The sequence below is a fragment of the Buttiauxella agrestis ATCC 33320 genome, assembly GCF_000735355.1.
Taxonomy (GTDB): Bacteria; Pseudomonadota; Gammaproteobacteria; order Enterobacterales; family Enterobacteriaceae; genus Buttiauxella; species Buttiauxella agrestis.
On record NZ_JMPI01000022.1, the window covers coordinates 203,173 to 229,329 of the forward strand.

General features: G+C 52.8%; 27 protein-coding genes and 1 riboswitch. Of the genes, 15 read left to right on the forward strand and 12 right to left on the reverse strand.

Going from position 1 to position 26,157, the window contains the following annotated elements; genetic code table 11:
• Position 1: 1 nt before the first annotated feature.
• Positions 2 to 682, reverse strand: coding sequence for a type 1 glutamine amidotransferase domain-containing protein (locus tag GBAG_RS05690; RefSeq protein WP_034494126.1), 681 nt, complete (start codon positions 680 to 682; stop codon positions 2 to 4).
• 70 nt (positions 683 to 752) lie between these two features.
• Positions 753 to 2,042, reverse strand: coding sequence for an adenosylmethionine--8-amino-7-oxononanoate transaminase (gene bioA, locus GBAG_RS05695; protein ID WP_034494128.1), 1,290 nt, complete (start codon positions 2,040 to 2,042; stop codon positions 753 to 755).
• Positions 2,043 to 2,131: 89 nt separating this feature from the next.
• On the opposite strand from bioA, the gene bioB reads away from it, so the two are divergent.
• From bioB to GBAG_RS05720, 6 genes are all read left to right on the forward strand, one after another.
• Entirely contained in the window at positions 2,132 to 3,172 is a 1,041-nt protein-coding gene (gene bioB / locus GBAG_RS05700; protein ID WP_034494130.1) for a biotin synthase BioB, read from the forward strand.
• Positions 3,169 to 4,320 carry an 8-amino-7-oxononanoate synthase gene (bioF, locus tag GBAG_RS05705; protein WP_034494132.1) on the forward strand — a complete coding sequence of 384 codons (1,152 nt, stop codon included), beginning with the start codon at positions 3,169 to 3,171 and terminating at the stop codon, positions 4,318 to 4,320. Before bioB ends, bioF begins: the two co-directional genes overlap by 4 nt.
• Positions 4,304 to 5,062, forward strand: a complete 759-nt coding sequence (gene bioC / locus GBAG_RS05710) for a malonyl-ACP O-methyltransferase BioC (protein WP_034494134.1) — start codon at positions 4,304 to 4,306, stop codon at positions 5,060 to 5,062. The genes bioF and bioC overlap by 17 nt, the downstream gene beginning before the upstream one ends.
• Positions 5,055 to 5,738 (forward strand): dethiobiotin synthase, encoded by a 684-nt coding sequence (bioD, locus tag GBAG_RS05715; protein ID WP_034494136.1) that lies wholly within the window; start codon positions 5,055 to 5,057, stop codon positions 5,736 to 5,738. The genes bioC and bioD overlap by 8 nt, the downstream gene beginning before the upstream one ends.
• A 171-nt stretch (positions 5,739 to 5,909) precedes the next feature.
• The gene (locus tag GBAG_RS22000; protein WP_072011145.1) at positions 5,910 to 6,173 is read left to right on the forward strand and encodes a hypothetical protein; all 264 of its coding nucleotides are present in this window, start codon (positions 5,910 to 5,912) and stop codon (positions 6,171 to 6,173) included.
• A 17-nt stretch (positions 6,174 to 6,190) separates the two neighbouring features.
• The gene (locus GBAG_RS05720; RefSeq protein ID WP_034494138.1) at positions 6,191 to 6,709 is read left to right on the forward strand and encodes a helix-turn-helix transcriptional regulator; all 519 of its coding nucleotides are present in this window, start codon (positions 6,191 to 6,193) and stop codon (positions 6,707 to 6,709) included.
• 43 nt (positions 6,710 to 6,752) lie between these two features.
• Here GBAG_RS05720 and GBAG_RS05725 read toward each other — a convergent pair whose 3' ends face one another.
• Complete coding sequence (locus GBAG_RS05725; protein WP_034494140.1) at positions 6,753 to 7,463, reverse strand: ABC transporter ATP-binding protein; 711 nt, start codon at positions 7,461 to 7,463, stop codon at positions 6,753 to 6,755.
• An 815-nt stretch (positions 7,464 to 8,278) separates the two neighbouring features.
• Between GBAG_RS05725 and uvrB the strand changes: the two genes are divergently transcribed.
• Complete coding sequence (gene uvrB / locus GBAG_RS05730; protein WP_034494142.1) at positions 8,279 to 10,294, forward strand: excinuclease ABC subunit UvrB; 2,016 nt, start codon at positions 8,279 to 8,281, stop codon at positions 10,292 to 10,294.
• 30 nt (positions 10,295 to 10,324) lie between these two features.
• Here the strand turns inward: uvrB and yvcK are convergent, their stop codons facing one another.
• Positions 10,325 to 11,233 carry a uridine diphosphate-N-acetylglucosamine-binding protein YvcK gene (gene yvcK / locus GBAG_RS05735; RefSeq protein ID WP_034494145.1) on the reverse strand — a complete coding sequence of 303 codons (909 nt, stop codon included), beginning with the start codon at positions 11,231 to 11,233 and terminating at the stop codon, positions 10,325 to 10,327.
• 325 nt (positions 11,234 to 11,558) lie between these two features.
• A riboswitch (molybdenum cofactor riboswitch) is annotated at positions 11,559 to 11,690 on the forward strand.
• Here yvcK and moaA point away from each other — a divergent pair.
• The 6 genes from moaA (at position 11,678) to GBAG_RS05765 (ending at position 15,216) form a co-directional block, all read left to right on the forward strand.
• The gene (moaA, locus tag GBAG_RS05740; protein WP_034494147.1) at positions 11,678 to 12,667 is read left to right on the forward strand and encodes a GTP 3',8-cyclase MoaA; all 990 of its coding nucleotides are present in this window, start codon (positions 11,678 to 11,680) and stop codon (positions 12,665 to 12,667) included. Its footprint overlaps the riboswitch before it by 13 nt.
• A gap of 33 nt (positions 12,668 to 12,700) precedes the next feature.
• Positions 12,701 to 13,213 (forward strand): molybdenum cofactor biosynthesis protein B, encoded by a 513-nt coding sequence (gene moaB, locus GBAG_RS05745; protein ID WP_034494150.1) that lies wholly within the window; start codon positions 12,701 to 12,703, stop codon positions 13,211 to 13,213.
• Positions 13,214 to 13,216: 3 nt separating this feature from the next.
• Positions 13,217 to 13,726, forward strand: a complete 510-nt coding sequence (gene moaC, locus GBAG_RS05750) for a cyclic pyranopterin monophosphate synthase MoaC (RefSeq protein WP_034494151.1) — start codon at positions 13,217 to 13,219, stop codon at positions 13,724 to 13,726.
• Entirely contained in the window at positions 13,719 to 13,964 is a 246-nt protein-coding gene (moaD, locus tag GBAG_RS05755) for a molybdopterin synthase sulfur carrier subunit (RefSeq protein ID WP_034494153.1), read from the forward strand. The genes moaC and moaD overlap by 8 nt, the downstream gene beginning before the upstream one ends.
• 1 nt (position 13,965) lies before the next feature.
• Positions 13,966 to 14,418, forward strand: coding sequence for a molybdopterin synthase catalytic subunit MoaE (gene moaE / locus GBAG_RS05760; protein WP_034494155.1), 453 nt, complete (start codon positions 13,966 to 13,968; stop codon positions 14,416 to 14,418).
• 87 nt (positions 14,419 to 14,505) lie between these two features.
• Entirely contained in the window at positions 14,506 to 15,216 is a 711-nt protein-coding gene (locus GBAG_RS05765) for a Bax inhibitor-1/YccA family protein (protein WP_034494157.1), read from the forward strand.
• Here GBAG_RS05765 and GBAG_RS05770 read toward each other — a convergent pair.
• Genes GBAG_RS05770 through GBAG_RS05780 form a run of 3 tightly spaced genes read right to left on the reverse strand, consistent with a single transcriptional unit; the run spans position 15,213 to position 18,303 of the window.
• Positions 15,213 to 16,262, reverse strand: a complete 1,050-nt coding sequence (locus tag GBAG_RS05770) for a lysylphosphatidylglycerol synthase transmembrane domain-containing protein (protein WP_081908379.1) — start codon at positions 16,260 to 16,262, stop codon at positions 15,213 to 15,215. The genes GBAG_RS05765 and GBAG_RS05770 overlap by 4 nt on opposite strands.
• The gene (gene clsB, locus GBAG_RS05775; RefSeq protein ID WP_051873644.1) at positions 16,262 to 17,548 is read right to left on the reverse strand and encodes a cardiolipin synthase ClsB; all 1,287 of its coding nucleotides are present in this window, start codon (positions 17,546 to 17,548) and stop codon (positions 16,262 to 16,264) included. The genes GBAG_RS05770 and clsB overlap by 1 nt, the downstream gene beginning before the upstream one ends.
• Positions 17,545 to 18,303 (reverse strand): endonuclease/exonuclease/phosphatase family protein, encoded by a 759-nt coding sequence (locus GBAG_RS05780; protein WP_034494159.1) that lies wholly within the window; start codon positions 18,301 to 18,303, stop codon positions 17,545 to 17,547. Before GBAG_RS05780 ends, clsB begins: the two co-directional genes overlap by 4 nt.
• A 132-nt stretch (positions 18,304 to 18,435) precedes the next feature.
• On the opposite strand from GBAG_RS05780, the gene GBAG_RS05785 reads away from it, so the two are divergent.
• Entirely contained in the window at positions 18,436 to 18,846 is a 411-nt protein-coding gene (locus GBAG_RS05785; protein ID WP_034494161.1) for a YbhQ family protein, read from the forward strand.
• Here GBAG_RS05785 and GBAG_RS05790 read toward each other — a convergent pair.
• Genes GBAG_RS05790 through cecR form a run of 5 tightly spaced genes read right to left on the reverse strand, consistent with a single transcriptional unit; the run spans position 18,808 to position 24,477 of the window.
• Positions 18,808 to 19,914 carry an ABC transporter permease gene (locus GBAG_RS05790; RefSeq protein WP_034494163.1) on the reverse strand — a complete coding sequence of 369 codons (1,107 nt, stop codon included), beginning with the start codon at positions 19,912 to 19,914 and terminating at the stop codon, positions 18,808 to 18,810. The genes GBAG_RS05785 and GBAG_RS05790 overlap by 39 nt on opposite strands.
• A gap of 9 nt (positions 19,915 to 19,923) precedes the next feature.
• Positions 19,924 to 21,063, reverse strand: a complete 1,140-nt coding sequence (locus GBAG_RS05795) for an ABC transporter permease (RefSeq protein ID WP_034494165.1) — start codon at positions 21,061 to 21,063, stop codon at positions 19,924 to 19,926.
• Complete coding sequence (locus GBAG_RS05800; protein WP_034494167.1) at positions 21,050 to 22,798, reverse strand: ATP-binding cassette domain-containing protein; 1,749 nt, start codon at positions 22,796 to 22,798, stop codon at positions 21,050 to 21,052. The genes GBAG_RS05795 and GBAG_RS05800 overlap by 14 nt, the downstream gene beginning before the upstream one ends.
• Positions 22,791 to 23,792 (reverse strand): secretion protein HlyD, encoded by a 1,002-nt coding sequence (gene hlyD, locus GBAG_RS05805; protein WP_034494169.1) that lies wholly within the window; start codon positions 23,790 to 23,792, stop codon positions 22,791 to 22,793. Before hlyD ends, GBAG_RS05800 begins: the two co-directional genes overlap by 8 nt.
• Entirely contained in the window at positions 23,782 to 24,477 is a 696-nt protein-coding gene (gene cecR, locus GBAG_RS05810) for a transcriptional regulator CecR (protein WP_034494171.1), read from the reverse strand. Before cecR ends, hlyD begins: the two co-directional genes overlap by 11 nt.
• A gap of 252 nt (positions 24,478 to 24,729) precedes the next feature.
• Between cecR and rhlE the strand changes: the two genes are divergently transcribed.
• Positions 24,730 to 26,097 (forward strand): ATP-dependent RNA helicase RhlE, encoded by a 1,368-nt coding sequence (gene rhlE / locus GBAG_RS05815; RefSeq protein ID WP_034494173.1) that lies wholly within the window; start codon positions 24,730 to 24,732, stop codon positions 26,095 to 26,097.
• Positions 26,098 to 26,157: the final 60 nt, after the last annotated feature.

The following is a 26,157-nucleotide window of genomic DNA, read 5'->3' on the forward strand; positions in this document are numbered from 1 at the left end:
ACTATAGATCGAGTAGTTTTAGCAATTCCTGGGCAGCAATAGCCGAAGACGCTGGGTTTTGCCCTGTGACTAAATGCCCGTCAACCACCGCATATTCGCCCCAGTCGTCGGTGCGCTCATATAACCCCCCGGCATTTTTCAGCTCATCTTCCACCAGGAAAGGCACGACAGCGGTTAAACCCACGCCATCTTCTTCGCTATTGGTAAAACCGGTCACCCGTTTACCTTTGACCAGCGGCGTGCCGTCGGGTTTTGAAACTTTGCGCAAAACGCCCGGTGCATGGCAGACCGCGCCGACAGGTTTACCCGCAGCCCAGAATTGCTCAATCAGCTTGATGGAGTTTTGATCTTCGGCCAGATCCCATAATGGCCCGTGGCCGCCGGGATAAAACACAGCGTCAAAATCATCAGCGTTGATGCTCTCAAGTTTTTGGGTATTCGCTAATAATTTCTGGGCGGCGGAATCGCCACGGAAACGGCGGGTGTCGTCAGTTTGTGCATCCGGCTCATCACTTTTGGGATCAAGCGGCGGTTGCCCGCCTTTTGGAGAAGCGAGTGTCACGTCCAGACCGGCGTCATGGAAAACATAATAAGGCGCGGCAAACTCCTCAAGCCAGAAGCCTGTGGGTTTGCCGGTGTTGCCGAGTTTATCGTGCGAAGTTAAAACCATGAGGATTTTCATCTAAATCTCCCTGTTGGGCGCATGAAAAGATCCTCGAAGTGTAGTGCAAACTCGCGCGGCTTGCTGGTGCTCAGCTCTTGAAAAACGCCGGGTTTTCTACCGCAAGTGCTACGGCGTTGATCAATTTTGCCAGTTGCTCATGGCTGATAACGTATGGCGGCATCAGGTAAATCAGGCGGCCAAATGGACGAATCCACACGCCTTGCTCGACAAAAAATGCCTGAAGGGCGGCCATATTCACCGGTTGGTGAGTTTCGACCACGCCAATTGCACCCAGCACGCGCACATCAGCCACTTGCTCACTGTCCAGCAACGGTTTCAGCCCCGCAGACAACTGTTGTTCCATGGCGCTAACTTGTTGTTTCCAGTGACTTTCTTCCAGCAAGGCGAGGCTTTCGGTGGCAACGGCACAGGCCAGGGGGTTACCCATAAACGTCGGGCCATGCATAAAGCAACCGGCTTCGCCGTCGCTGATGGTTTCGGCGACCAGACGCGTCGTCAGCGTGGCGGAAAGCGTCATCGTGCCGCCGGTCAGAGCTTTGCCGAGACACAGAATATCGGGTGAAATTCCCGCGTGTTCGCAGGCAAAGAGTTTCCCGGTGCGCCCAAAGCCCGTGGCGATTTCATCAGCAATCAGCAAAATACCTTCGCGGTCACACATGCGGCGAATGCGCTTAAGCCATTCAGGATGATAAAAACGCATTCCGCCAGCGCCCTGAACAATAGGCTCAAGAATAATTGCGGCAATTTCATGGCGATGCGCGGCCATTAAACGGGCAAATGGCACGATATCCATCTCGTCCCATTCATCGCCGAAACGGCAGTTTGGTGCGGGTGCGAATAGATGCTCCGGAAGATACCCCTGCCACAAACTATGCATGGAGTTATCCGGGTCGCAGACCGACATCGCGCCGAAGGTATCGCCGTGATACCCATGACGGAAGGTGAGGAAACGCTGGCGCGGCTCGCCTTTTGCGTGCCAGTACTGCAACGCCATTTTCATTGCCACTTCAACGGCAACAGAACCGGAGTCAGCGAGGAACACGCACTCAAGGTTTTCTGGCGTCATGGCAACTAATTTACGGCACAGCGCGACCGCAGGTGGATGCGTGATACCGCCAAACATCACGTGCGACATCTGGTCAATCTGGTCTTTCATCGCCTGATTTAAGCGTGGATGATTGTAGCCATGAATTGCCGCCCACCAGGACGACATCCCGTCAACAAGGGCTTTACCATCAGCAAGTTGTAGTTCGCAGCCCGACGCCGAAACCACCGGATAAACCGGTAACGGTTGGGTCATGGAAGTATACGGGTGCCAGATATGTTGTCGGTCGAACGCTAAATCAGCAGGGGTCATAGGGTGACTTGTAAACCATTTAAAAAAGATTTAGGTTTACAAGTATAACGTCAATCAATGCCTAACAACACCCTTTTTGGAGACGCCCAATGGCTCACCACGCACGCTGGTCAATGTCGCAGGTTACTGCTTTATTTGAAAAACCTTTCCTCGAACTGATGTTTGAGGCCCAACAGGTGCATCGCCAGCACTTCGATCCTCGCCATGTTCAGGTCAGCACGCTGCTGTCGATTAAAACCGGCGCTTGCCCGGAAGACTGCAAGTATTGCCCGCAAAGCGCGCGTTATAAAACCGGTTTGACGTCTGAACGCCTGATGGAAGTGGAGCAGGTTCTTGACTCGGCGCGTAAAGCGTTGAATGCCGGTTCGACCCGTTTTTGCATGGGCGCTGCCTGGAAAAACCCTAACGATCGCGATATGCCGTACCTCGAGCAAATGGTGCAGGGTGTGCGCGAAATGGGGCTGGAAACCTGCATGACGCTCGGCACATTAACCGGTGCGCAAGCCGAACGTTTAGCGGCGGCGGGGCTTGATTATTACAACCATAACCTCGATACCTCGCCAGAATTTTACGGCAATATTATTACCACCCGCACCTATCAGGAACGCCTTGATACGCTCGACAAAGTGCGCGGCGCAGGCATTAAAGTCTGCTCCGGCGGCATTGTCGGTTTGGGCGAAACGGTGACAGATCGCGCCGGATTATTGCTGCAACTGGCTAACTTACCGACTCCACCAGAAAGCGTGCCAATCAACATGCTGGTGAAGGTAAAAGGCACCCCGATGGCCGATAACGAAGATGTCGATGCGTTTGATTTTATTCGCACAATTGCCGTCGCGCGCATCATGATGCCAGGGTCTTTTGTGCGTCTTTCCGCCGGGCGCGAACAGATGAGTGAGCAAACTCAGGCCATGTGTTTCATGGCGGGGGCGAACTCCATTTTCTACGGCTGCAAACTGCTGACCACGCCAAATCCAGAAGAGGACAAAGACCTGCAATTGTTCCGCAAACTGGGGCTTAACCCGCAGCAAACCACCACCCATGCGGGCGATAACGAACAGCAGCAGCAACTCACCGATCAACTGCTCAACGCGGATACGGAGACTTACTACAACGCGGCGGCTGTATGACCTGGCAGCAACGCATCGACGGCGCGCTTGAACAACGGCGTGCCAGCGGCAGTTTCCGAACCCGTCAGGCTAACGAGCACGGCAGTGGCCGTTATCTGGTGCAAGACGCCCATCGCTATCTGAATTTTTCCAGTAATGATTATCTGGGAATAAGCCAACACGCCAGAGTCATAACCGCCTGGCAGCATGGGGCAGAAATTTACGGTGTTGGCAGCGGCGGTTCCGGGCATGTCACCGGCTACAACGAAGCCCATCAGCAATTTGAAGAACAACTGGCGGATTGGCTCGGTTATCCGCGTGCGCTGCTGTTTATTTCAGGGTTTGCGGCTAATCAGGCGGTGATTGCGGCGCTGAGTGAAAAACCAGACCGTATTCTTGCGGATAAACTCAGCCACGCGTCGCTTCTGGAAGCAGCGATGCATAGCCCGGCACAACTTCGGCGCTTTGCCCATAACGATGTCGCTTCTCTGCAAAAACTGCTTGCGCAGCCAACAGAAGGGCAGCAATTGGTGGTGACGGAAGGCGTATTCAGCATGGACGGTGATGAAGCACCGCTGGCTGATATTGCACAAACCACCCGGCACGCCGGAGGCTTGTTGATGGTTGACGATGCTCACGGCATCGGCGTAATCGGCGATGAAGGGCGGGGCAGTTGTGACCAGCAAAACGTTAAGCCCGATTTGCTGGTGGTGACGTTTGGTAAGGCGTTCGGTGCCAGTGGTGCCGCTGTGTTGTGCAGTGAATCAATGGCAGATTATTTGCTGCAATTCGCTCGCCATCTTATTTACAGCACCGCCATGCCGCCCGCGCAGGCATATGCGTTATCGGCGTCATTAAATGTCATTCGCGAGGATAATTTCAGGCGGTCGCAATTACACGCCAACATCGCCCGGTTTCGTATGGGGGCAGCACGCTTGCCGCTGGAGTTAAGGGCCTCGCAAACGGCCATTCAACCGCTAATTGTGGGCGAAAATCAGGCGGCGATTCATCTTGCTGCCACTTTGCGTGAGCGGGGATTCTGGCTGACTGCGATTCGCCCTCCCACTGTGCCGCAGGGTACTGCGCGGCTGCGTATTACGCTCACCGCCAGCCACACCTTTGAGGACATCGACAGGCTGCTGGAGGCTTTGCATGACGCGACTTGTTAACAAAACGGCTATCGCTTCTGCATTTGGCCGTGCAGCAACCACCTACGACAGCCACGCGCAATTACAGCGTGAGAGTGGAACATTGCTCGCAAAAATGATTGAAGGCCGGGAAATCTCAACCGTGCTGGATGCCGGTTGTGGCACCGGTTGGTACAGCCGCGCATGGCGTGAAAAAGGCTGCCATGTGACGGCCCTGGATCTCTCACCTGCAATGTTGAAACATGCCGCACTCAATGGTTGCGCTGATTGCTATCTCGAAGGCGATATCGAAGCCATAGCGCTTTCGCAAAAGCAGGTTTCCCTCGCCTGGAGTAACCTTGCTGTGCAGTGGTGTAGCGACTTACGAAGTGGTTTGAGCGAGCTTTACCGCGTCACGCGTGTGGGCGGGTGTGTGGCATTCACCACCCTTGCAGCCGGTTCATTAAGTGAATTGCACACGGCCTGGCAGGCGGTGGATGAACAATCCCATGCCAACCATTTCCTGCCTTTTACGCAGATTCAGGAAGCGTGTCATGGCTGGCGGTGTTCTCTGCAAATTCATGAGATTACCCAGTATTACGACAGCGTGATAAGTGCCATGCAATCGCTGAAGGGCACTGGCGCTACGCATCTTCATGACGGGCGCAAAACATCGTTGATGACCCGTCAACAATTGCAAAAATTAAGTCTCGCCTGGCCGCAAAAAGAGGGGCAATTCCCCCTGACCTGGCAACTCGTTTGTGGAGTTATTGAGCGTGATTAAAAAATGGTTTGTCACCGGAACCGATACAGAAGTAGGCAAAACTGTTGCCAGTTGCGCACTGCTACAGGCGGCTACAGCGGCGGGTTATCGTGCCGTGGGATATAAGCCGGTAGCGTCGGGAAGCGAGATGACGGCGCAGGGCATTCGTAATAGCGATGCGCTGGCCCTTCAGCGCAATAGCAGCGTTGAATTAGGCTATGAACAAGTCAATCCGTTTGCATTTCTGGAACCCACGTCGCCGCATATCGTGAGCGCGCAGGAACAACGGCCTATTGATTTTTCGCAAATGTCGGCGGGGCTTGAGGCACTTTCAACGAAGGCAGACTGGTTGCAGGTCGAGGGCGCAGGAGGTTGGTTCACACCACTTTCAACAACCACAACTTTTGCTGACTGGGTGATACAAGAACAACTGCCGGTAATTCTGGTGGTAGGGGTGAAACTGGGCTGTATCAACCACGCCATGTTGACGGCACTGGCAATTCAGAACTCAGGCTTAAAGTTCGCAGGCTGGATTGCCAACGACGTTCAGCCAACGGGCAAACGGCATGAAGAATACATCGCGACGCTGCGTGATGTTTTAAAAGCCCCGATGCTGGGTGAAATTCCTTTCTGCCCGGAAATCAATGATCAAACAGTATTGGGTAGTCACCTGAATATTTCCCTTCTTTCGGCATAGCTCGCATTTCCCTCGCACATTTTTGCAACGCCCGATAAATCTTTCGGGCGCTCTTCCTGTTGCTATTAATCGTTTGAATTTCTTGTTGTAGAAAACCAGGCCTGGAGTAAATTGCCTCTCAATTTATGTTGTCATGTGACAACTTTTTTGAGAGTATCGACTGGAGGTTTTATGACGCGGCGGTTACACCCGAATAAAGATATCGAGGCAGCATTGACCTATGCCGAATGTCAGGGCTGGAAAGTGCGGCCTGGCGGTTCGCACTGTTGGGGAAAGATGTATTGCCCATGGAATGATAAAGCCTGCCGCTGCGGTGAGTTTTGTATTAGCTGCATCTGGAGTACACCGCGTAGTGCGTATAACCACGCGCGGCAAATCCGCCGTGTTGTCGATAACTGTAGTCAACAGGGTACGCCACCTATCATCAGGCATTGAGTTGCAAGGAGCAGGACATGTCAGAGTTTAGTTTTACAGTGATTTTCACGCTGCCAGAAAAGAGCCAGAATCCGGAGCAATGGGTTGAAGCCTTAGGGGCTCAGGGGTGTGATGACGCGCTCGTTGGCGTGGGAGTGACCGGGCGCATTGCATTGAATTTTATTCGCGAAGCGCAAGATGCAAAGCAGGCGGTGGTTTCAGCGATTAAAGACGTTAAGCGCATTATTCCAGGGGCGGCATTGGTTGAAGTGATGCCCGACCTGGTGGGGCTTACTGATATCGCTGAACTGCTGGGGTTTTCACGCCAGTATATGCGCAAAGTGATGGTGAGCCGGGATGCATTTCCTCAGCCTGTGCATGACGGTAAAACAGCCATCTGGCACCTGGAGCCTGTGCTGCGTTGGATGCGTGAAGCGGGTGTGTCGAAAGTCCCTTTGCCGCTGGTGGAATTATCAGCCATCACCCGCCAATGTAATTTGCAGAGGGAACTGGCAGATGTTGATGCAAACATACAGAAGCAACTGGGCCAGTTGTGACGGCAGAACTTGTGTTCTGTTCTTGCCGTCGAATGGTACACCATCATGGATCTATCCAACTGGAAACCAGTTTGTCATCCAGTAAAGCCACGTTCCCCTGGGCCACATTTCGCCCACGATGAAGCAAACAGAAGCGGTCTGCGACACGGCGAATAAACGACAACCGTTGTTCTACCAACAGGATAGTCAGCCCAAAGTCACGGCTTAGCCTGCGGATGATATTTCCCAGATCGTTGATAAAACGCTGGCCGCTGCCAAAAGTCGGTTCATCAAGAATCAACAGTTTCGGTTCAGTCACTAGCGCCCGTGCCAGAGCTAACTGCTGCTGAAGGTAGTCAGAAAGCTCTCCGCCCCGCATGTGGCGCAAGCTGTAAAGTTCAGGGAAAAGCTCATAGATCATATTGGGTATTGCGCGTGACGGTATACGAGCTGCTAAAAGCGCAATTTGGAGGTTCTCCTCAACGCTTAATTGAGAAAATATTCGTCTGTCCTGCGCAACGTAGCTCATTCCTAGCGCAGCCCGGCCTTCAATGGGTTGAGTCAGTAAATCTTGCGGAGGATGGCCTGCTTCAAGCCAGGTCATACTGCCACTTTGCACTGGCAGATAACCCGTGATGCAGTTGACCAGAGTCGTTTTACCCATTCCTGGTGCGCCCAGAACGCAGGTGCATTCGCCTGGCGCGAGTTCGAGATCCAGATTCCACAGCACATGGCTTTCGCCATAAAACTGATTAACAGCACGAAGACTCAACATCGATACTCTCCTTCTGGCAGGCTGAACAACGTAGGCTACTTCAGCGATTTGAAGCATGGCGTCTATCATCACTGCAATTCTCCTGCCATGAACCGATGTCGGAGCCAGAACAATGCAACTTTGAGAAAAGACTCATAAAAAAGGGTGAATAAGTGTTCGGCTTCTACGACTTTAAAAAGGGCATGCACTTTGTCAGTGCCTGGCTGTTTACGTGTTTGGTGCAAGTCTGTGACACTATTTTCTCAAATGCGTAATCCGTGAGCAGGATCAAAAGAAATATCGACCTCAGGACGAGCAAAAAAAAGCCAAAAATAATCTGGAAAAATATTTTTAGCCTCCCGCACATAGAATTTAGGGTTTTTTGCGGTCTGCGCTGCAAAAGGCCTGAGAGCAGTTATCCACTATTCCTGTGGATAACCATGTGCATTAGAGTTAGAAAACTTACGGTAAGCGAGAGCGGACGCGGGTTGCGCATGAATTGGCGCGAAACCAGACTTTCTTAAATAACCTTTAAAAATTAACGAGTTGAATAAAATCAATTGCTGCAATAAAAGTGCCACAGATGTTCCTTACGCTTTTATGACACTGCTTGACAAATGTTAAAAGGTAAAAAAATCTGGGGATAACCATTTTGGTCAGCGTAAACCGCTAAGAGTTGTATGTTTTACATGCAAACCTGGCGGTAAATCGTGTCGGTATCATAAACGTGACGGCAAGTAACTGGTTTTTCATCCAGTATCTTTTTCTGGCAAAATTTCCTGTGCCGAGTAAAATTATCCTCCGGCCCGCTCGTTTCTTCATCAGGTAGCCTCTTCATGAGTAAAGCGTTCAAATTAAATTCAGCATTCAAACCTTCTGGCGATCAGCCTGATGCCATTCGTCGCCTGAAAGAGGGTCTGGAAGACGGACTTGCGCACCAGACTTTGTTAGGTGTAACCGGGTCCGGTAAAACCTTCACCGTGGCAAATGTGATTGCTGATTTACAACGCCCCACTATGGTGCTGGCTCCAAACAAAACGCTGGCGGCGCAGTTGTATGGCGAGATGAAAGAGTTCTTCCCGGATAACGCTGTGGAGTTCTTCGTTTCTTATTACGACTACTACCAACCCGAAGCTTATGTGCCAAGCTCTGATACTTTTATCGAAAAAGATTCCTCAGTGAACGAGCACATCGAGCAAATGCGTCTGTCAGCAACCAAGGCTTTGCTCGAGCGGCGTGATGTCATTGTGGTGGCGTCGGTGTCGGCGATTTACGGTCTGGGCGACCCGGATTTATATCTGAAGATGATGCTTCACCTGACCAAAGGGATGATCATCGATCAGCGTTCTATAATACGGCGCCTGACGGAGCTGCAATATACCCGCAACGACCAGGCATTCCAGCGCGGTACTTTCCGCGTGCGCGGTGAAGTGGTTGATATCTTCCCGGCCGAGTCGGACGACCTCGCATTACGCGTTGAGCTTTTCGATGAAGAAGTTGAACGGCTTTCGCTGTTTGACCCGCTGACAGGGCAAGTTGACCAGGCTATCCAGCGTTTCACTGTCTACCCTAAATCGCACTACGTCACACCGCGCGAACGTATTCTGCAAGCGATGGAAGAGATCAAAGTTGAACTGGCTGACCGCAGAAAAGTGCTGCTCGCCAACAACAAATTGCTTGAAGAGCAGCGCCTCACGCAGCGAACTCAGTTTGATTTAGAAATGATGAACGAATTGGGCTATTGCTCTGGCGTTGAAAACTACTCGCGCTTCCTTTCTGGCCGTGGGCCTGGCGAGCCGCCGCCGACGCTATTCGATTATCTGCCCGCCGACGGCTTGCTGGTGGTTGACGAATCCCACGTCACTATTCCGCAAATCGGTGGGATGTACAAAGGTGACCGTTCGCGTAAAGAAACACTGGTGGAATATGGCTTCCGTCTACCTTCGGCGCTTGATAACCGCCCTTTGAGATTTGAAGAGTTTGAAGCACTCGCGCCGCAGACTATTTATGTTTCGGCAACACCGAGCAATTACGAATTAGAAAAATCGGGTGGTGATGTTATCGATCAGGTCGTCAGGCCGACCGGCTTGCTGGATCCGATCATCGAAGTTCGCCCGGTGGGGACGCAGGTCGATGATCTGCTTTCTGAAATCCGTAAACGTGTCGAAATTAACGAGCGTGTGTTGGTGACTACGCTGACCAAACGAATGGCCGAAGATTTGACGGAGTATCTCGAAGAGCATGGCGAGAGGGTGCGCTATCTGCACTCGGACATTGATACAGTCGAGCGTATGGAAATCATTCGTGATTTACGCCTTGGTGAGTTTGATGTGCTGGTGGGTATCAACTTGCTACGTGAAGGCCTGGATATGCCTGAAGTGTCGCTGGTGGCGATTCTGGACGCCGATAAAGAGGGCTTCCTGCGCTCCGAACGTTCACTGATTCAGACTATTGGCCGCGCGGCACGTAACATTAACGGTAAAGCGATTCTGTATGGGGACAAAATCACCCCGTCGATGGCCAAAGCGATTGGTGAAACGGAGCGCCGCCGTGAGAAACAGCAGCGTTACAACGAAGAAAACGGGATTACGCCGCAAGGGCTCAATAAGAAAGTGGTGGATGTCCTTCAGCTTGGCGAAGGCATGGCAAAAACCAAAGGCCGGATGAAGAGCAAAGCGCGTAGCGTGATTGAAGATGATGAAATCATCCTGACGCCAAAAGCGTTGCAGCAGAAAATCCATCAACTCGAAGGGAAGATGCTGGAGCACGCGCAAAATCTGGAATTTGAAGAAGCCGCACAAATTCGTGACCAGCTTCATCAGTTACGGCAGTTGTTTATTGCAACGTCATAATGAAAACGCCTTCATTAAGAAGGCGTTGTTTTATCCGAGCTGCTGAATAGCTTTTTCAAGTGCCTGGCGAAGCAGATGCCTGTCGTGGCGATACCGAACGTCACTCGCCTCCAGCGGTTCCTGAATCACCACGCGGTCGGTAATCTCAGAAACATCTGTCTGCGGGCCAACCACTACCGCATCCACAATACGTTTACCGATTCGCTGTTCCATGATGCCCAGCGTCTGTGCAAGCGACAGGCTGGCTGCGGCGGTGCTCAATTCCTTGCCCAGATTGCCAATGAAAACGACCGGGGCCGGAGTGCGGCGTAGCGCCTGGTCCATATCCTCAAGCAAAAGTATCGGCATTAAGCTGGTGTAAAAACTGCCGGGGCCAATCAAAATCAGGTCGGCTTCTGCAATCGCTTGCACTGCTTCACGCGTGGCGTGGGCTTTCGGATATAACGACAGCTCCTGCGGCGGCGAAGAAAGCTGGTCAATATTCACTTCACCATAAATAAAATGGCCATCTGCATCCGTTGCCATCAAATCTACCGGCTGCTCGGACATTGGAATCAGAAATGCGTCCACTTTAAGCAGGTTGCGAATAAGATTGATGGCTTCCAGAGGCCGCACACTCAGGTGATCCAGCGCCTTTAACATCAAGTTTCCGAGGTTATGACCTGAAAGTTCGCCATTACCGCCAAAACGATACTCAAACATTGCTGAAGCAACGCTTTGTTCGGTAATTAATTGATTTAAACAGTTGCGCATGTCACCCCAGGCGATGCCTCCTTCAGAGCGTCGAATGCGCCCCGTAGAACCGCCGTTATCGGTAGTGGTAACAATGCCGGTTAAACGTGAACCCAAAGAGGAGAGGGACGACATGACCCTGCCCAGACCGTGCCCACCGCCAAGGGCGACCACCCGGTCCAAATCCGCAAACGTGCGATTGCGCATAGCTATTCCTTATGACGAACTATCGAAATAAGGTAGCGCAAATGCAGTCAAAATACGATTCAGCTCCGGTTGTTAATGATGTATATCAAAGCAAAAGTTCACTTTTCGCGTAGTCTGTGGCGAAATTGAACGATTAGTTCGCTATGTATGTACTTATATAGCGAAAGCTGTTATGGCGAATAAGACCATCACGCGCTACTATCGCCGTAGTCGTTAGCATTCAAGGGGCAGGTAGGCGGCAAGGGAGTGAGTCCCCTGGAGCTTACTAAAGTAAGTGACCGGGGTGAACGAGCGAAGCCAACACCCCTGCAGCTTGAATGATGACGGATATAAAACACACTAAGCCTCTGGACCTAAGTCGAAAGATACGGTGCTTTGGCCGTGACCTTGAGTCACCAGGGTGCAGTAAGAAATGACTGCATCTCCCGTATTTGGAAGGTGTACATGGCTACCCAACTTACCGATGCATTCGCGCGTAAGTTTTTTTACCTGCGTTTGTCAGTTACCGACGTTTGCAATTTCCGTTGCAACTATTGCCTGCCGGATGGCTACAAGCCTCACGGTGTGGCGAACAAAAGTTTCCTCAACGTTGATGAAATTCGCCGCGTCACGCGCGCATTTGCTGCCCTGGGTACTGAAAAAGTACGCCTGACCGGTGGCGAACCCTCTTTGCGTAAAGATTTTACCGACATCATTGCCGCCGTGCATGAAAACGCCAGTATTCGCCAGATTGCTGTGACGACTAACGGCTATCGTCTGGCGCGTGATATCCAGCAATGGCGTGACGCCGGGCTGACCGCGGTGAATGTCAGCGTCGATAGTCTTGATGCTCGCCAGTTCCACGCTATTACCGGGCAGGATAAATTTCGCCAGGTAATGGATGGCATCGACGCTGCTTTTGCCGCCGGTTTTGAGCGCGTAAAAGTGAACACCGTCCTGATGCGTGGCGTAAACCACCATGAACTCGATACCTTCCTTGCGTGGATCAAACCGCGCCCGATTCAGCTGCGTTTCATTGAACTGATGGAAACCGGCGACGGCGGCGAGTTATTCCGCAAACATCATATCTCCGGCAAAACCATCCGCGACCAGTTACTGGCGCGTGGTTGGGTTCACCAGCTACGCAGCCGCAGCGATGGCCCGGCGCAGGTCTTCTGTCACCCTGATTACGCGGGTGAAATCGGCCTTATCATGCCGTATGAAAAAGACTTCTGCGCCAGCTGCAACCGCCTGCGTGTCTCATCGGTTGGAAATCTGCATCTATGCTTATTTGGCGAACAGGGCATTTCCCTGCGTGATTTGCTGGCAAGCGACGAGCAAATTGACGAACTGGAAGCGCGCATAGCCGAAGCCTTAACGCATAAAAAACAGACTCATTTCCTGCATGACGGTGATACCGGAATCACTCAAAACCTGTCTTATATTGGCGGGTAAACCAGATAAAATCAGACCAAAAGGAAGAATTTCATGAGCCAGGTAAGCAGTGAATTTATCCCGGTACATATTGCTATTCTGACCGTTTCGAGCCGTCGCGGTGAAGAGGACGACACTTCAGGGCATTATCTGCGCGAAGCCGCCACTGAAGCGGGCCACCACGTGGTAGCCAAAGCTATCGTCAAAGAAAATCGCTACGCCATTCGTGCTCAGGTTTCCCAATGGATTGCTGATGATGAAGTCCAGGTTGTGTTGATTAACGGTGGCACAGGCTTCACCGAAGGCGACCAGACTCCCGAAGCGTTACTCCCGTTGTTTGACCGGGAAATCGAAGGTTTTGGTGAAGTGTTCCGGATGCTCTCGTTTGAAGAGATCGGCACTTCTACGCTGCAATCACGCGCCCTTGCGGGAATGGCAAACAAAACACTGATTTTTGCCATGCCCGGTTCCACCAAAGCATGTCATACCGCGTGGGACAACATCATTGCGCCGCAACTGGATGCCCGCGTGCGCCCTTGCAATTTTCACCCTCATCTCAAGAAATAAACTATGTCGCAACTCACTCATATTAATGCCGCTGGCGAAGCGCACATGGTGGATGTTTCTGCCAAAGCAGAAACGGTGCGCGAGGCGCGAGCAGAAGCGTTTATCACCATGGAAGCCGCTACGCTTGCCATGATTATTGAAGGCAGCCATCACAAAGGTGATGTGTTCGCCACGGCGCGTATTGCAGGTATTCAGGCGGCAAAACGCACCTGGGATTTGATTCCCCTTTGCCACCCGCTGATGCTCAGTAAAGTCGAAGTCAATTTAGCTGCCGAACCCGAGCACAACCGCGTGCGCATCGAATCAGTCTGCCGTCTGACTGGTAAAACCGGCGTGGAAATGGAAGCGCTGACTGCCGCATCGGTCGCAGCATTAACCATTTACGACATGTGCAAAGCGGTGCAGAAAGATATGGTGATTGGCCCGGTGCGTTTGCTGGCGAAAAGCGGCGGCAAGTCTGGCGACTTTAAGGTGGAAAGTAAGGCGCAGAGCAAGGTGGTTGAGCATGATTAACGTTCTTTTTTTTGCTCAGGTGCGTGAGCTGGTCGATTGTGACCGTCTGCAACTGGACGCTACTTTCAGTGATGTCGAAGAGTTGCGTGCTGAACTGGCAAACAGAAGCGAGCGCTGGGCGCTGGCGCTGGAGTCTGGCAAATTGCTGGCTGCGGTAAACCAGACGCTGGTGAGTTTTGATAGCCCACTGACTGACGGTGACGAAGTCGCTTTCTTCCCGCCGGTTACCGGAGGCTAAAATGGAAAATACCCGAATTCGTGTTAGCCACGAAAACTTCAACGTTGGCGAAGAATACCAGTGGCTTGCGCAGTGCGATGAAGACGGTGCAGTAGTGACATTTACGGGCAAAGTTCGTAATCACAACCTTGGTGACAGTGTCAGCGCCTTAACGCTTGAGCACTACCCGGGGATGACGGAAAAAGCACTGGCGGAAATTATCGAAGAAGCTCGCCAGCGCTGGCCGCTGCAACGCGTTAGCGTGATTCATCGCATCGGTGAGTTGTGGCCTGGTGACGAAATTGTTTTTGTCGGCGTAACCGGCGCGCACCGCAGTTCTGCATTCGAATCCGCACAATTCATCATGGATTATCTGAAAACGCGCGCGCCATTCTGGAAGCGTGAAGCCACGGCTGACGGGGATCGCTGGGTCGAAGCACGCGAAACAGATAAGCAAGCTGCGAAACGCTGGTAACAGGCACCTTCATGTAGTTGTGTTAATCTTAAGGTACAGGCCTTTGAGCCTGATATTCGGTCAACGTAATTCACTTAAGGAAGCATCATGGATCGATTCCCACGTTCCAATGACACCATCGTGCAGCAGGCCCGTACCGGTTTGCAGGCATACATGGCACAAGTTTATGGCTGGATGACCTGCGGCCTGTTACTGACGGCATTTATCGCATGGTACGCCGCAAATACGCCAGCGGTGATGGAATTTGTCTTTTCCAGCAAGATCACCTTCTTTGGGCTGATCATCGTGCAATTGGGGCTGGTGTTTGTGCTCTCTGGCATGGTGCATAAGCTCAGCGCGGGTATGGCAACCAGCCTGTTCATGCTCTATTCGGCACTGACGGGTCTGACGCTTTCCAGTATTTTTATCGTCTACACCTATTCGTCTATCGCCAGCACGTTTGTAGTGGCAGGCGGGATGTTTGGCGCGATGAGCCTCTACGGCTACACCACTAAACGCGACCTGAGCGGCTTTGGCAATATGCTGTTTATGGCGCTAATCGGTATTGTTTTAGCTTCACTGGTCAATATGTGGCTGAAAAGCACCGCGTTGATGTGGGCGGTGACGTACATCGGCGTCATCGTGTTTGTCGGTCTGACGGCCTACGACACGCAGAAGCTGAAAAACATCGGCGAGCAAATTGATACTCGCGATACGCAAACCATGCGCAAGTATTCGATTCTTGGCGCGTTGACGTTGTATCTCGACTTCATCAACTTGTTCTTGATGCTGCTGCGTATTTTCGGCAACCGCCGCTAAGTTCTTTCGCCCTCATCCTGGCCTTCTCCCCCTGGAGAAGGGGAAAAGCGTGCTCCCTCTCCCTCAGGGAGAGGGCTGGGGTGAGGGTTGTTTAGCTTCTTCTCGTTCTTCACTCGTATTTTCTTCGCCCGACTCTCAAGCCCCAAATAGCACACAATCGCCAGCAGCAGCGGGGCGATAAAATAAAGCATTCGGTAGGCAATCAGTGCCGCAATAATGGTGCCGTTGCTGGCATGCTCCCCGGCAAGCAGTGCGATAAATACGGCTTCCAGCACGCCGATTCCGGCAGGAATATGCACAATCACCCCGGCGATACTGCTCACTAACAACACGCCCAGCACGAAGAAATAATTCACCTGCTGACCCAATAACAGCCAAATAATTGCGCCCATCACCATCCAGTTACTGCTGGAAATGACGAGCTGCATCAGCGCAAATTTGAACGATGGCAACACCAGACGCTGGCCTCTAATCGTCATATGGCGATGTTTGGCAAACGCGCAGAACCACAGATAAACCGCAATAATCGCCAGCAATACGGCACCTAAAATCCGCAGCGTGGTTTCGTCGATGTACCAGTGATCCGGTAACTGCACCACACCCACGGTAAAAATCACCCCGGCCAGCAGAATGTAACCCAGCCAGTTTGTTGAAATACTCAGGGAAAAGATGCGCGTAATAGTGGCGCTGGGTAGCCCAAGCCGTGAATAAAGCCGATAGCGCATGCCAATGCCACCCACCCAGGTACTGAGCGTAAGGTTGAATGCATAGCAGATAAACGACACTAGCATCACCTGTCGTTTTGCGAGTTTGTGCCCACAATACGAGCGCGCCAGCAGGTCATAACAGCCGTAAATCAGATAGCTCAGGATAACCAGTCCGACCGCGCTAAACAGCGCCAGGCGGTTATAGTTGCTAATAACCTTCCAGACCTCCTGCCAGTCAACCTTTGTGGCATACACCACCAGCAATACGATAACGGCGATAAAAAATAACCATGTGAGGATTTTCTTTGCTTTGCGCCATTTAGGATGAGAGTGCGACATCAGTATTTCACTCCCTGGTTTTCCGTTTCAGCGTCGCTCTCAATACCGGCGGAAGCCGGATTACCCATATCAACTCTGTCCTGAGTTTCCATATGTGGCTGCGCCGGGGGCATGACTTGCGCAAGTTTGGGCGTGTGAGCGGGCAACCAGCCGACCATGGCCGGGAAGTGGCGCAAAAAGTGGAATGCCAGCACGCTTTTACCCAAATTCCACCAGGTTCGTTTTGGCAACATTGACTCAACGACTGGATGGCAGTCTTTGGCAATCAACGAGGTCAGATTGGCACGCAGCGTGTCATTAAACGTGCGGTCATAAATAATCAGATTCGCTTCGAGGTTTAGCGACAAACTCAGCGGGTCAAGATTACTGGAGCCGACGGTGGCCCAGTGGTCATCCATAATAGCGACTTTGCCGTGCAGCGGGCGGCGGTGGTATTCGTAGATTTTCACCCCGGAGCGCACCAGGTAGTTGTACAGCAGACGAGCACCGACTTTGACTATCGGCATATCCGGCTCGCCTTGCACGATGAGCTTCACCGAAACCCCACGCCGCGATGCGTTACGCATCGCATGTAGCAACCTGTAACCAGGGAAGAAATACGCGTTAGCAATAACCACTTCGCGTTTGGCTTTACTGAGCATTTTCAAATAATAACGCTCAATATCATCGCGATGCTGGTCGTTATCACGCCAGACGAACAATGCCTGCGCTTCACCAGGTGTGAGGTTTTCTTGTGCAGGATTCCGGCGGCGTCGCCACCACTGGCGCTTGTGGTCATTGCCCGGCAAGTTAGAAATCACATACTGACAAATATCGTCCACCACCGGGCCTTCGACTTTTACCGAATAATCCTGCTTGGCTTCCGGGCCGTAATCGCTCATCTGTTCTGCGGAATAGTTAATCCCGCCGACAAACGCCACCGAACCGTCAACCACCACGATTTTTCGGTGCATACGGCGGAATAAATTCGTGCGCATCCCGAACACCAATGGGCGAGGGTCGTAATAGCGGAATAGCACCCCAGCCGTTGTCAGCTGTTCAACGAATTCGTCGCTTAAATCGGGTGAACCGTAGCCATCAAGCAGAACTTCAATGCTAACGCCGCGCTGTGCCGCATCGAGTAAGACTTTATGTAACTGCTTGCCGACATCGTCTTCAAACCAGATAAATGTCTCGAGGAGCACTTTACTGCGCGCATGTTCAATGGCTTTGAATACCGCAGGGAAAAACTGATCACCGTTTTCAAGTAATGAAATCCGGTTCCCGTCGCGCCAGTTATTTTTCATAGATGAATCTCCACGGCGAGTGGCGCATGGTCCGAGAGATGCCGCCATTGCTGCAACGGCAGGGCTGTTGGTGCGCTTGCGGAAGCGTTTTTCACATAAATTCGGTCAAGGCGCAGCAGTGGGAAGCGGGCAGGGAAGGTGCGAGCCGGACGGCCAGATGCGCGAGTAAACACCTCATCCAAACCCGTTTGCTTTAATTGCCTGTTGGCGCGTTGCTGCCAGTCATTGAAATCCCCGGCAACCACCACCGGCTCGCCTTCCGGAAGATTATTCACCAGCTGACACAGCATATTGAGCTGCGCCTGACGGTGTGCATCACGCAAACCGAGATGCACGCAAATCACGTGTACGCGCACATTTTTGTCCGGCACATTCATCTGGCAATGCAGCATGCCGCGCTTTTCGTGGCCTTCGACCGAGATATCACGATTTTCGAAATGATGGATAGGGAAGCGAGACAGCACCGCGTTCCCGTGATGCCCTTCGGGATAAACCGCGTTGCGGCCATAGGCGAAATCGCTCCACATCGTATCGGCGAGGAACTCGTAATGACTGGTTTCCGGCCAGTTTTCAAAACGCACCGAATGCGCTTCGTGGGCACCCATGACCTCTTGCAAGCAGACGATATCGGCGGAAACCGCGCGCACCGCATCACGCAACTCCGGCAAAATAAAGCGCCGGTTGAGTGCGGTGAAACCTTTGTGTGTATTAATTGTGAGCACTTTGAAGGAAAAGTGCTGAGACTTGTTACCCATGCTTCTCCCGGCATTGTTAACATCCTGATGAAAATAAAGTGTAGTCTCTGTCACAAATAGGTGCCGCGTTACGGAATTTTCCGCATACTGCGGTACTCTGAAAGACAGGAAATAGCGGCCAGGAGAGAAATAATGAAATGGCAACAACGTGTACAAGTGACGACAGGCCTAAGCTGCTGGCAGATAATGCTGCATCTGGGTGTGGTCTGTGCGCTGCTCGTTGGCTGGAAAACTGCCACCCTCATACCGGTCGGCATAGGGCTATGTTTGCTGTATGCAGCAACAGTAATTTTGATGTTCGCCCTGCACCGTGTGCGGACAGGGCGGTTACGTGATATCGGAGATTTTCTTGAAGAGCTGACTACCACCTGGTATTTCGGCAACGCGATGATTGCCCTGTGGCTGTTGTCACGCGTCGTCGAAAACAAGTTTCTGCTCGTTGGTGCGGGTATTGCGATGATTGCCGGGCCGATTATTTATTCGCTGCTCGCCAAAGATAAAACCTCAGGCAATTTTGCGCCGAAACATCCAGTACGCCGCTGAACCCGTGGTGGCCGCGATAACCAATAGCGGCCACACACTTCCCCAGACAATATCAAAACTCGCGTTCTTCAAATAAATCTGCTTGGTGATATCGGTGAAATGCCGAATCGGATTCGCCCACGTCAGGTTTTGCAGCCACACCGGCATATTTTCTACGGGTGAAACATACCCCGAGAGCAAAATCGCGGGCATCATAAAGACGAACACGCCGATAAATGCCTGCTGTTGCGTTGAGCACAGCGCTGAAATCAACAAACCAAATCCCACCAGCGACAACCCGTAAATCAGCATCGTGAAGTAAAACAGCAAAAGCGAGCCGGAAAACGGAATGTGATAACCCCAGATCCCCACGCCCAGCACAATGGTTGCCTGGCCAATCGCCACAATTTGCGCAGGCACTGCTTTGCCCACAAAGATTTGCCAGGTTGCCAGCGGAGAAACCAGTAGCTGATCAAGCGTACCTTGCTCGCGTTCACGGGCGACCGAAAGTGACGTCACAATCATCACGCCGATAGTGGTGATCATTGCAATCAATGACGGCACTACGAACCATTTGTAATCCAGATTCGGGTTATACCAGTTGCGCACCACCAGTTCGCTGTTATTCGGTTTTGGCTGCCCGGACACCAGTTCCTGCTGGTAATTCTTCACAATCTGTTGCAGGTAATTTGCGGCAATTTGCGCACTGTTTGAATTACGCCCATCGAGAATAATTTGCAGTTTGGCTTGCTGCTGGCTTGCGATATCACGTGAGAAATCGGCCGGGAAGCGAATCAGCAGCAGTGCTTTTTGGTTGTCTATGGTCGGCTGGATTTCCTGGGGGCTTTTTAGCAGCAACACATGGCTAAACGCTTTGGCGCGTGCAAAACGTTGAGTCAGTTCCACCGAGTGGCTGCCGTTATCTTCGTTATAAATTGCGATAGTGGCGTTGGTAACTTCAAGTGTGGCGGCAAACGGGAACAGCACCACCTGCAACACCACGGGCAGAATCAAAATCGCGCGGGTTTGCGGCTCGCGCAGCAGGGATTGCAGCTCTTTGCGAATTAAAGTCCAGAGTCGATAAAACATCGCGTTCCCCTAGTCGAGACGGCGTTTAGTTTTTAGCGCCGTCAGGCCGATAAACATCACCGCCGAAGCAATTAAAAACAGCACGTTGATAATCAATACAGTCGAAATATTCCCCGCCAGAAACAGGCTTTGTAGCGTGCTGACAAAATAACGGGCAGGAATCACGTAAGTCACCGCGCGGATAATCGCCGGCATACTGTCAATCTGGAAGATAAAGCCGGACAGCATGATAGACGGCAAGAATGCGGCGTTGAGCGCCACCTGGGCGGCATTAAACTGGTTGCGGGTAATCGTCGAAATCAACAGCCCCATACCCAATGTGCTGAGTAAAAACAGGCTGGTTACCAGAAACAGAATCAGCAGAGAGCCGCGATAGGGCACGCCGAGAATAAATACCGACACCAGCATACACAGCAGCATCGCCAGCATTCCGAGCACGTAATAGGGCAGAAGTTTGCACAGCAGCAGTTCGGTGCGCGTGACTTGTGTCGAGAGTAACGCTTCCATGGTGCCGCGCTCCCATTCCCGCGCCACCACCAGGGACGTCAGAATCGCGCCAATCACCGTCATAATGATGGTGACTGCGCCGGGGATAATAAAATGCTGGCTGATAGCCGCCGGGTTAAACCAATAACGGAGCTGCACGTCGATCAGCGGTTCAAATTTTTCGCCCCGGTCTTCCGCGCGTTGCTGCTGCCATATTTGCCAGATACCCTCCATGTAACCTTGCACAAAGTTGGCGGTGTTCGGCTCGCTGCCATCGGTAATAACCTGCACCGGAGCCGTCGCGCCTGCGCGTGCCATGTTTTGCGCGAAGTCGGTTGGGATCACCACCAGACCGCGAATCTTACCCGCCTGCATCAACTGAATAAGATGCTGACGGTTATCGCTAATGGTTGGGTCGATGTAAGGCGATGCGGTAATGGTATGGGCGAAATCCAGCGCTTCCTCGCTTTGCTGTTCCAGTAACACGCCTACGCGCAGGCGGCTGGAGTCCAGGTTGATGCCGTAGCCAAAAATAAACAGCAGCAGTAACGGAATTACCACCGCAATCAACCAACTGCTGGGGTCGCGTACAATCTGGCGAGTTTCTTTCACGCACAGGGCGCGCACGCGCCGCCAGGAAACGGCCTGATTATGTTCGCTCATGCTCGTGATCCTTATCCCATTGATGAATCAGCGTAATAAACGCCTGTTCCATCGTCGGGTCAGTTTGCTCGTCATCGGCCGCTTGCTCTTTCAGGTCGTCTGGCGTGCCGCTGGCAATCAGTTTGCCGCGATACACCAGCCCAATACGGTCGCAGTATTCCGCTTCATCCATAAAGTGCGTCGTCACCATCACCGTGACGCCTTTTTCCACCATGCTATTGATGTGCAACCAAAATTCGCGGCGCGTAATCGGGTCAACGCCTGAAGTCGGTTCATCGAGGAACAAAATGTCTGGCTCATGCATTAACGAGCACGCCAGCGCCAGGCGTTGTTTAAAACCGAGCGGCAGTGCATCCGTAGCGCTGTTCATAATCGGTTGCAGGCTGAAGGCTTCGCTCATGCGATTGATTTTTTCCTCCTGCGCTTTGCCACGCAGGCCGTACACGCCGGAGAAAAATCGCAGGTTTTGCGCCACGGTTAAGTTGCCGTAGAGCGAAAATTTTTGTGCCATATAACCCAGATGCTGGCGTGCCTTGCCGGAACTGGTTTTTAAGTCCATATCCAGCACCAGCGCTTTGCCAGAAGTGGGCACCAGCAAGCCGCACATCATTTTAAAGGTGGTGGATTTCCCGGCGCCGTTCGGCCCCAGCAGGCCGAAGATCTCACCGCGCTGGACGGTAAAATCCACGTTGTCCGTCGCCGCAAAATCGCCGAATTTCTTGGTTAATGATTCCGCCCGGATAACCGTTTCGCCTGGCGTCCCTTCTACCGTATGCAGGATTTTCCCCAGCGGCGATTCCTGAGTGGCGGCACCGCCGAGCAGGTCGATAAAGGCATCTTCAAAACGGGGCTCGGTTTGTGAAATGCTGTCGGGTGGCACATCAAGCGCGTGGCTGAGATCTTCAAGAGAGGCGTCTTTGGCGAGGATCAGGCGCACCGAGCGCCCCTGAATCACACCATCGCTGACCTGCGGCAATTTCAGCGCACGTTGCAACAGCTTGCGATTATTTTCCTCACCGTGACTCACCAGCAGCGAGCGCCCGGCCATTTGCTGCGTCAGCTCTTTCGGCGCGCCATGGTAGAGCAGTTCGCCTTCGTTCATCAGCAACACGTCGCGGCACTGCTCGGCTTCATCGAGATACGACGTGCTCCACAGAATCAGCATGCCGTCACCGGCCAGTTCGTGCACCATTTGCCACAGTTCGCGGCGCGAAATCGGGTCGACGCCGACACCGGGTTCATCAAGCAGCAGCACTTTTGGCTGGCCGACCAGGGTGCAGGCGAGGCCGAGCTTTTGCTTCATGCCGCCGGAGAGCTTCCCGGCAAGCCGGGTGGTAAACGGCCCAAGGGCGGTGAATTCCAGCAGGCGCTTAAAGGTGTTTTTGCGTTCCTCGCCCGTTACGCCACGTAAATCGGCGTACAAATTCAGGTTTTCCATTACCGTTAAATCTTCATACAGGCCAAATTTTTGCGGCATGTATCCCAGAACGGCGTGCAGAGCGCGGTCGTCTTCTACCGGATCAAGCCCAATCACGCTGGACGTGCCTTCTGTAGGTTTTAATAAACCTGCCAACATGCGCATTAGCGTGGTTTTTCCGGCACCGTCAGGGCCGACCAGACCAGTAACCGAGCCGGTATGAATCTCGCATTCAAGGCGTGCGACCGCAGGCTTTTCCTGCCCCGGAAATTGTTTCATTAACCCGTGCAGGGCAATGATGCCGTCCTGGCTACTCATGCGCGTTCTCATCGTTGAATTTCACCGTGACCGGCATTCCCTGGCGCAGAGAATCATCGGCATCGGTGACGATAATGCGCAGGCGATACACGAGATCGGTGCGCAAATCCGGCGTTTCGACGGTTTTCGGCGTGAACTCAGCGGTTGGTGAAACGAAACCGATTTTGCCGTGATACGGCTTATCCGGTCGGCCATCGGTGTAAACCAGCAACTCGGTGCCGGGTTTCGCCTGATTCAGACTCACTTCGCTGACGTAAGCTCGCACCCAAACCGGGCGAGTCAGAGAAAGCGTTAGCACGGTGCTTCCGGCGTTCAGCATGCTGCCAGGTTCAACCGCGCGGGTCAGCAATGTGCCGTCGGAGGGCGCAACCAACGTGGTGTCCTGTAAATCTAATTGTGCCTGAGCAAGTTGGGCTTTCGCCTGTTGCAGGCTGGCCTGCGCCTGGGCAATTTCTTGCGGACGGTTCCCGGTGCGGTACTGGCTTAATTTGTCGCGCGCCGCTTTCAGCGTGGCTTTAGCCTGGTCACTGGATGAACGCGCATTTTCCAGTTCGTTGGCAGAAATAACCCGGCGTGCCCATAAACCCTGCTGGCGCTGATAAAAGTTCTGCGCGTAATCAAATGCCGCCTGGGCTTGATTAACCTGCGCTGCGGCCTGGGCAATTTCTTCATCGCGATATCCGGCGATGATCAAATCAAACTTAGCCTGTGACGCGGCGACGTTAGCTTGTGCCTGAAGCAGGGCATTTTGGTATGGCCCCTGGTCCAGCTCACCCAGCGGTTCGCCAGCTTTAATCGCATCACCTTCGTCAACCTGTAACGCCGCAAGACGCCCGCCAACGCGGAAACTCAAATTGACGGTGCGAATATCCACGTTGCCGTATAGCGTCAGCCCTTGCTCTTGTTGGCTTTTGTACCACATCCAACCGCCTGTCCCTGCGGCGATAAGCGCGATAACCACCACGGCGATAACGATCGGCTTTTTACTTTTCATTGCTGGCATTTCCTCGTTGGCTCGATAACCCCTGCAAAATGAAATCGATATGGCTGCGCACCACATCGCTGATTTGTTTCACGCTTTCTTGATCAAACGTTGTCCACCCGGCCCGCAGCAAAATGGTTTCCCGCCCGAGACGAAATGCCAGCACCTGCCCAAGCAGCGCATGGGTATGAAGAATCGTGGCGGTGTCATCGGGGCTGCGACCCGTATAGCGGCCGACGAGCGTGGTGAGATGCGTGTGCATCGGCGCAATCACTTGCTGGTGAATCAGCTGATAGGCCGGAGTGGGCGAAAGCTGTTCGCGGGATATAAATTTGCTCAGGTTCAGCGTTTCATCGGCGGTCAGCAGGATAATCATGTGCTCGCACGCGGTATGAATCAGCTCGCGTATCTGCGGTTTATCCGGATTTTCCTGGCTGAGAATAGCTTTGGCACGTTTGACGTGAGGCTGGAAATTGTGGGTGATGAAATCAGCAATCCATTGCGCGGACGCCATATACAGCTCTTCTTTTGAGCCGAAGTAGTAGGTGATGGCGGCAATGTTTTGCCCGGCGAGTGCGGCGATATCGCGGGTCGTGGCGTGCAAGCCATATTCACCAAATTGCGCGATGGCGGCTGTAATTAGCGTGTTTTTTGCCTGCTCACCACGGGAAGTGACCGGCGTCGGTGTCGCGTTCATACCGACCTCTTAAAAAGTTAATCAATCGATTGATTAAGAGTAGGCTCTCGATATCGCAGTGTCCAGTTCCAAACATTTATCTTGTGAATGCATCGAAAAATAGAATTTGTGCGCAAAGTCACAAAACCTGTTACACTGCGCGGCTTACGGCACCGTGGTTTGTGCCCCTCTCTTGCGCCAGAATGACTGGCGTCATACGAACCCCTGGAAACTACACCGCACCTCGCGGTCAGGGCGATTCTGGAGTTCCAAATGTCTTTTGATTCTCTCGGCCTGAACGCCGATATTCTGCGTGCAGTGGAAGAGCAGGGCTATCGTGAGCCTACCCCTATTCAACGTCAGGCGATTCCGGTTGTTTTAGCTGGTCGTGACCTGATGGCCAGTGCCCAAACCGGCACCGGAAAAACCGCTGGTTTTACCTTGCCGCTGTTGCAGCGCCTGGTAGACAAACAGCCGCATGCGAAAGGCCGTCGCCCAGTGCGCGCCCTGATCCTGACGCCAACCCGTGAGCTTGCTGCTCAGATTGGTGAAAACGTCAGCGACTACAGCAAATATTTAGATATCCGTTCGCTGGTGGTTTTCGGCGGCGTGAGCATTAACCCACAGATGATGAAACTGCGTAGCGGTGTCGATGTGCTGGTGGCAACACCGGGCCGTCTGTTGGATTTAGAACACCAGAACGCAGTTAAACTCGACCAGGTAGAAATCCTGGTACTGGATGAAGCTGACCGCATGCTGGACATGGGCTTTATCCACGATATCCGTCGCGTGCTGGCAAAACTGCCTGCTCGTCGCCAGAACCTGCTGTTCTCCGCGACCTTCTCTGACGATATTAAAGGTCTGGCTGAAAAGCTGTTGCACAACCCGGAAGAAGTTTCCGTGGCGCGTCGCAACACCGCTTCTGAGCAAGTGACTCAGCACGTTCATTTCGTTGATAAAAAACGTAAAAGAGAACTGCTGTCACAGATGATTGGCGAAGGTAACTGGCAGCAAGTGCTGGTGTTTACCCGTACCAAACATGGTGCAAACCACCTGGCAGAACAGCTGGGCAAAGACGGTATCACTGCTGCGGCCATCCACGGTAACAAGAGCCAGGGTGCGCGTACTCGTGCATTGGCTGACTTCAAAAACGGTGGCATCCGTGTGCTGGTAGCAACGGACATCGCCGCGCGTGGCCTTGATATCGAAGAACTGCCACACGTTGTGAACTACGAATTGCCAAACGTACCGGAAGACTACGTGCACCGTATCGGCCGTACTGGCCGTGCTGCGGCAACGGGTGAAGCGCTGTCTCTGGTGTGTGTTGATGAACACAAACTGCTGCGTGACATTGAACGCGTGCTTAAACGTGAAGTGCCACGTATGGCGATTCCAGGGTACGAAGTGGACCCATCCATTCCTGCTGAGCCTATCGTTAACGGTCGCCAGCAGCAGCGTGGCGGCGGTCGTGGCAACGGCGGTGGTCAGGGCCAGGGTCAACGTCGTGGCGGCAATGGCGGCGCATCATCAGATCGCAGCAGCGCTCCACGTCGCCCATCACGCCCACAGGGTGATGGTGCCGCTAAACCTGCTGGTGCAAACGGCCGTCGCCGCCCAGCTCGTAAGCCTGCATCCGCATAATTAATTAGGCTTTGCCAACTCATACAGAGGCGCTAACATAGCGCCTCTTTTTTTACCGGA

Bases quoted from the DNA above. Each gene is read 5' to 3' on its own strand.
- uvrB (WP_034494142.1), top strand. From the start codon at position 8,279: ATGAGTAAAGCGTTCAAATTAAATTCAGCATTCAAACCTTCTGGCGAT.
- GBAG_RS05690 (WP_034494126.1), bottom strand. From the start codon at position 682: ATGAAAATCCTCATGGTTTTAACTTCGCACGATAAACTCGGCAACACC.
- moaB (WP_034494150.1), top strand. From the start codon at position 12,701: ATGAGCCAGGTAAGCAGTGAATTTATCCCGGTACATATTGCTATTCTG.
- GBAG_RS05790 (WP_034494163.1), bottom strand. From the start codon at position 19,914: ATGTTTTATCGACTCTGGACTTTAATTCGCAAAGAGCTGCAATCCCTG.
- moaE (WP_034494155.1), top strand. From the start codon at position 13,966: ATGGAAAATACCCGAATTCGTGTTAGCCACGAAAACTTCAACGTTGGC.
- GBAG_RS05795 (WP_034494165.1), bottom strand. From the start codon at position 21,063: ATGAGCGAACATAATCAGGCCGTTTCCTGGCGGCGCGTGCGCGCCCTG.
- GBAG_RS05720 (WP_034494138.1), top strand. From the start codon at position 6,191: ATGTCAGAGTTTAGTTTTACAGTGATTTTCACGCTGCCAGAAAAGAGC.
- moaD (WP_034494153.1), top strand. From the start codon at position 13,719: ATGATTAACGTTCTTTTTTTTGCTCAGGTGCGTGAGCTGGTCGATTGT.
- bioB (WP_034494130.1), top strand. From the start codon at position 2,132: ATGGCTCACCACGCACGCTGGTCAATGTCGCAGGTTACTGCTTTATTT.
- hlyD (WP_034494169.1), bottom strand. From the start codon at position 23,792: ATGAAAAGTAAAAAGCCGATCGTTATCGCCGTGGTGGTTATCGCGCTT.
- yvcK (WP_034494145.1), bottom strand. From the start codon at position 11,233: ATGCGCAATCGCACGTTTGCGGATTTGGACCGGGTGGTCGCCCTTGGC.
- moaA (WP_034494147.1), top strand. From the start codon at position 11,678: ATGGCTACCCAACTTACCGATGCATTCGCGCGTAAGTTTTTTTACCTG.
- GBAG_RS05725 (WP_034494140.1), bottom strand. From the start codon at position 7,463: ATGTTGAGTCTTCGTGCTGTTAATCAGTTTTATGGCGAAAGCCATGTG.
- cecR (WP_034494171.1), bottom strand. From the start codon at position 24,477: ATGAACGCGACACCGACGCCGGTCACTTCCCGTGGTGAGCAGGCAAAA.
- GBAG_RS22000 (WP_072011145.1), top strand. From the start codon at position 5,910: ATGACGCGGCGGTTACACCCGAATAAAGATATCGAGGCAGCATTGACC.
- bioC (WP_034494134.1), top strand. From the start codon at position 4,304: ATGACGCGACTTGTTAACAAAACGGCTATCGCTTCTGCATTTGGCCGT.
- moaC (WP_034494151.1), top strand. From the start codon at position 13,217: ATGTCGCAACTCACTCATATTAATGCCGCTGGCGAAGCGCACATGGTG.
- GBAG_RS05800 (WP_034494167.1), bottom strand. From the start codon at position 22,798: ATGAGTAGCCAGGACGGCATCATTGCCCTGCACGGGTTAATGAAACAA.
- GBAG_RS05780 (WP_034494159.1), bottom strand. From the start codon at position 18,303: ATGGGTAACAAGTCTCAGCACTTTTCCTTCAAAGTGCTCACAATTAAT.
- GBAG_RS05765 (WP_034494157.1), top strand. From the start codon at position 14,506: ATGGATCGATTCCCACGTTCCAATGACACCATCGTGCAGCAGGCCCGT.
- GBAG_RS05770 (WP_081908379.1), bottom strand. From the start codon at position 16,262: ATGTCGCACTCTCATCCTAAATGGCGCAAAGCAAAGAAAATCCTCACA.
- bioA (WP_034494128.1), bottom strand. From the start codon at position 2,042: ATGACCCCTGCTGATTTAGCGTTCGACCGACAACATATCTGGCACCCG.
- rhlE (WP_034494173.1), top strand. From the start codon at position 24,730: ATGTCTTTTGATTCTCTCGGCCTGAACGCCGATATTCTGCGTGCAGTG.
- clsB (WP_051873644.1), bottom strand. From the start codon at position 17,548: ATGAAAAATAACTGGCGCGACGGGAACCGGATTTCATTACTTGAAAAC.
- bioF (WP_034494132.1), top strand. From the start codon at position 3,169: ATGACCTGGCAGCAACGCATCGACGGCGCGCTTGAACAACGGCGTGCC.
- GBAG_RS05785 (WP_034494161.1), top strand. From the start codon at position 18,436: ATGAAATGGCAACAACGTGTACAAGTGACGACAGGCCTAAGCTGCTGG.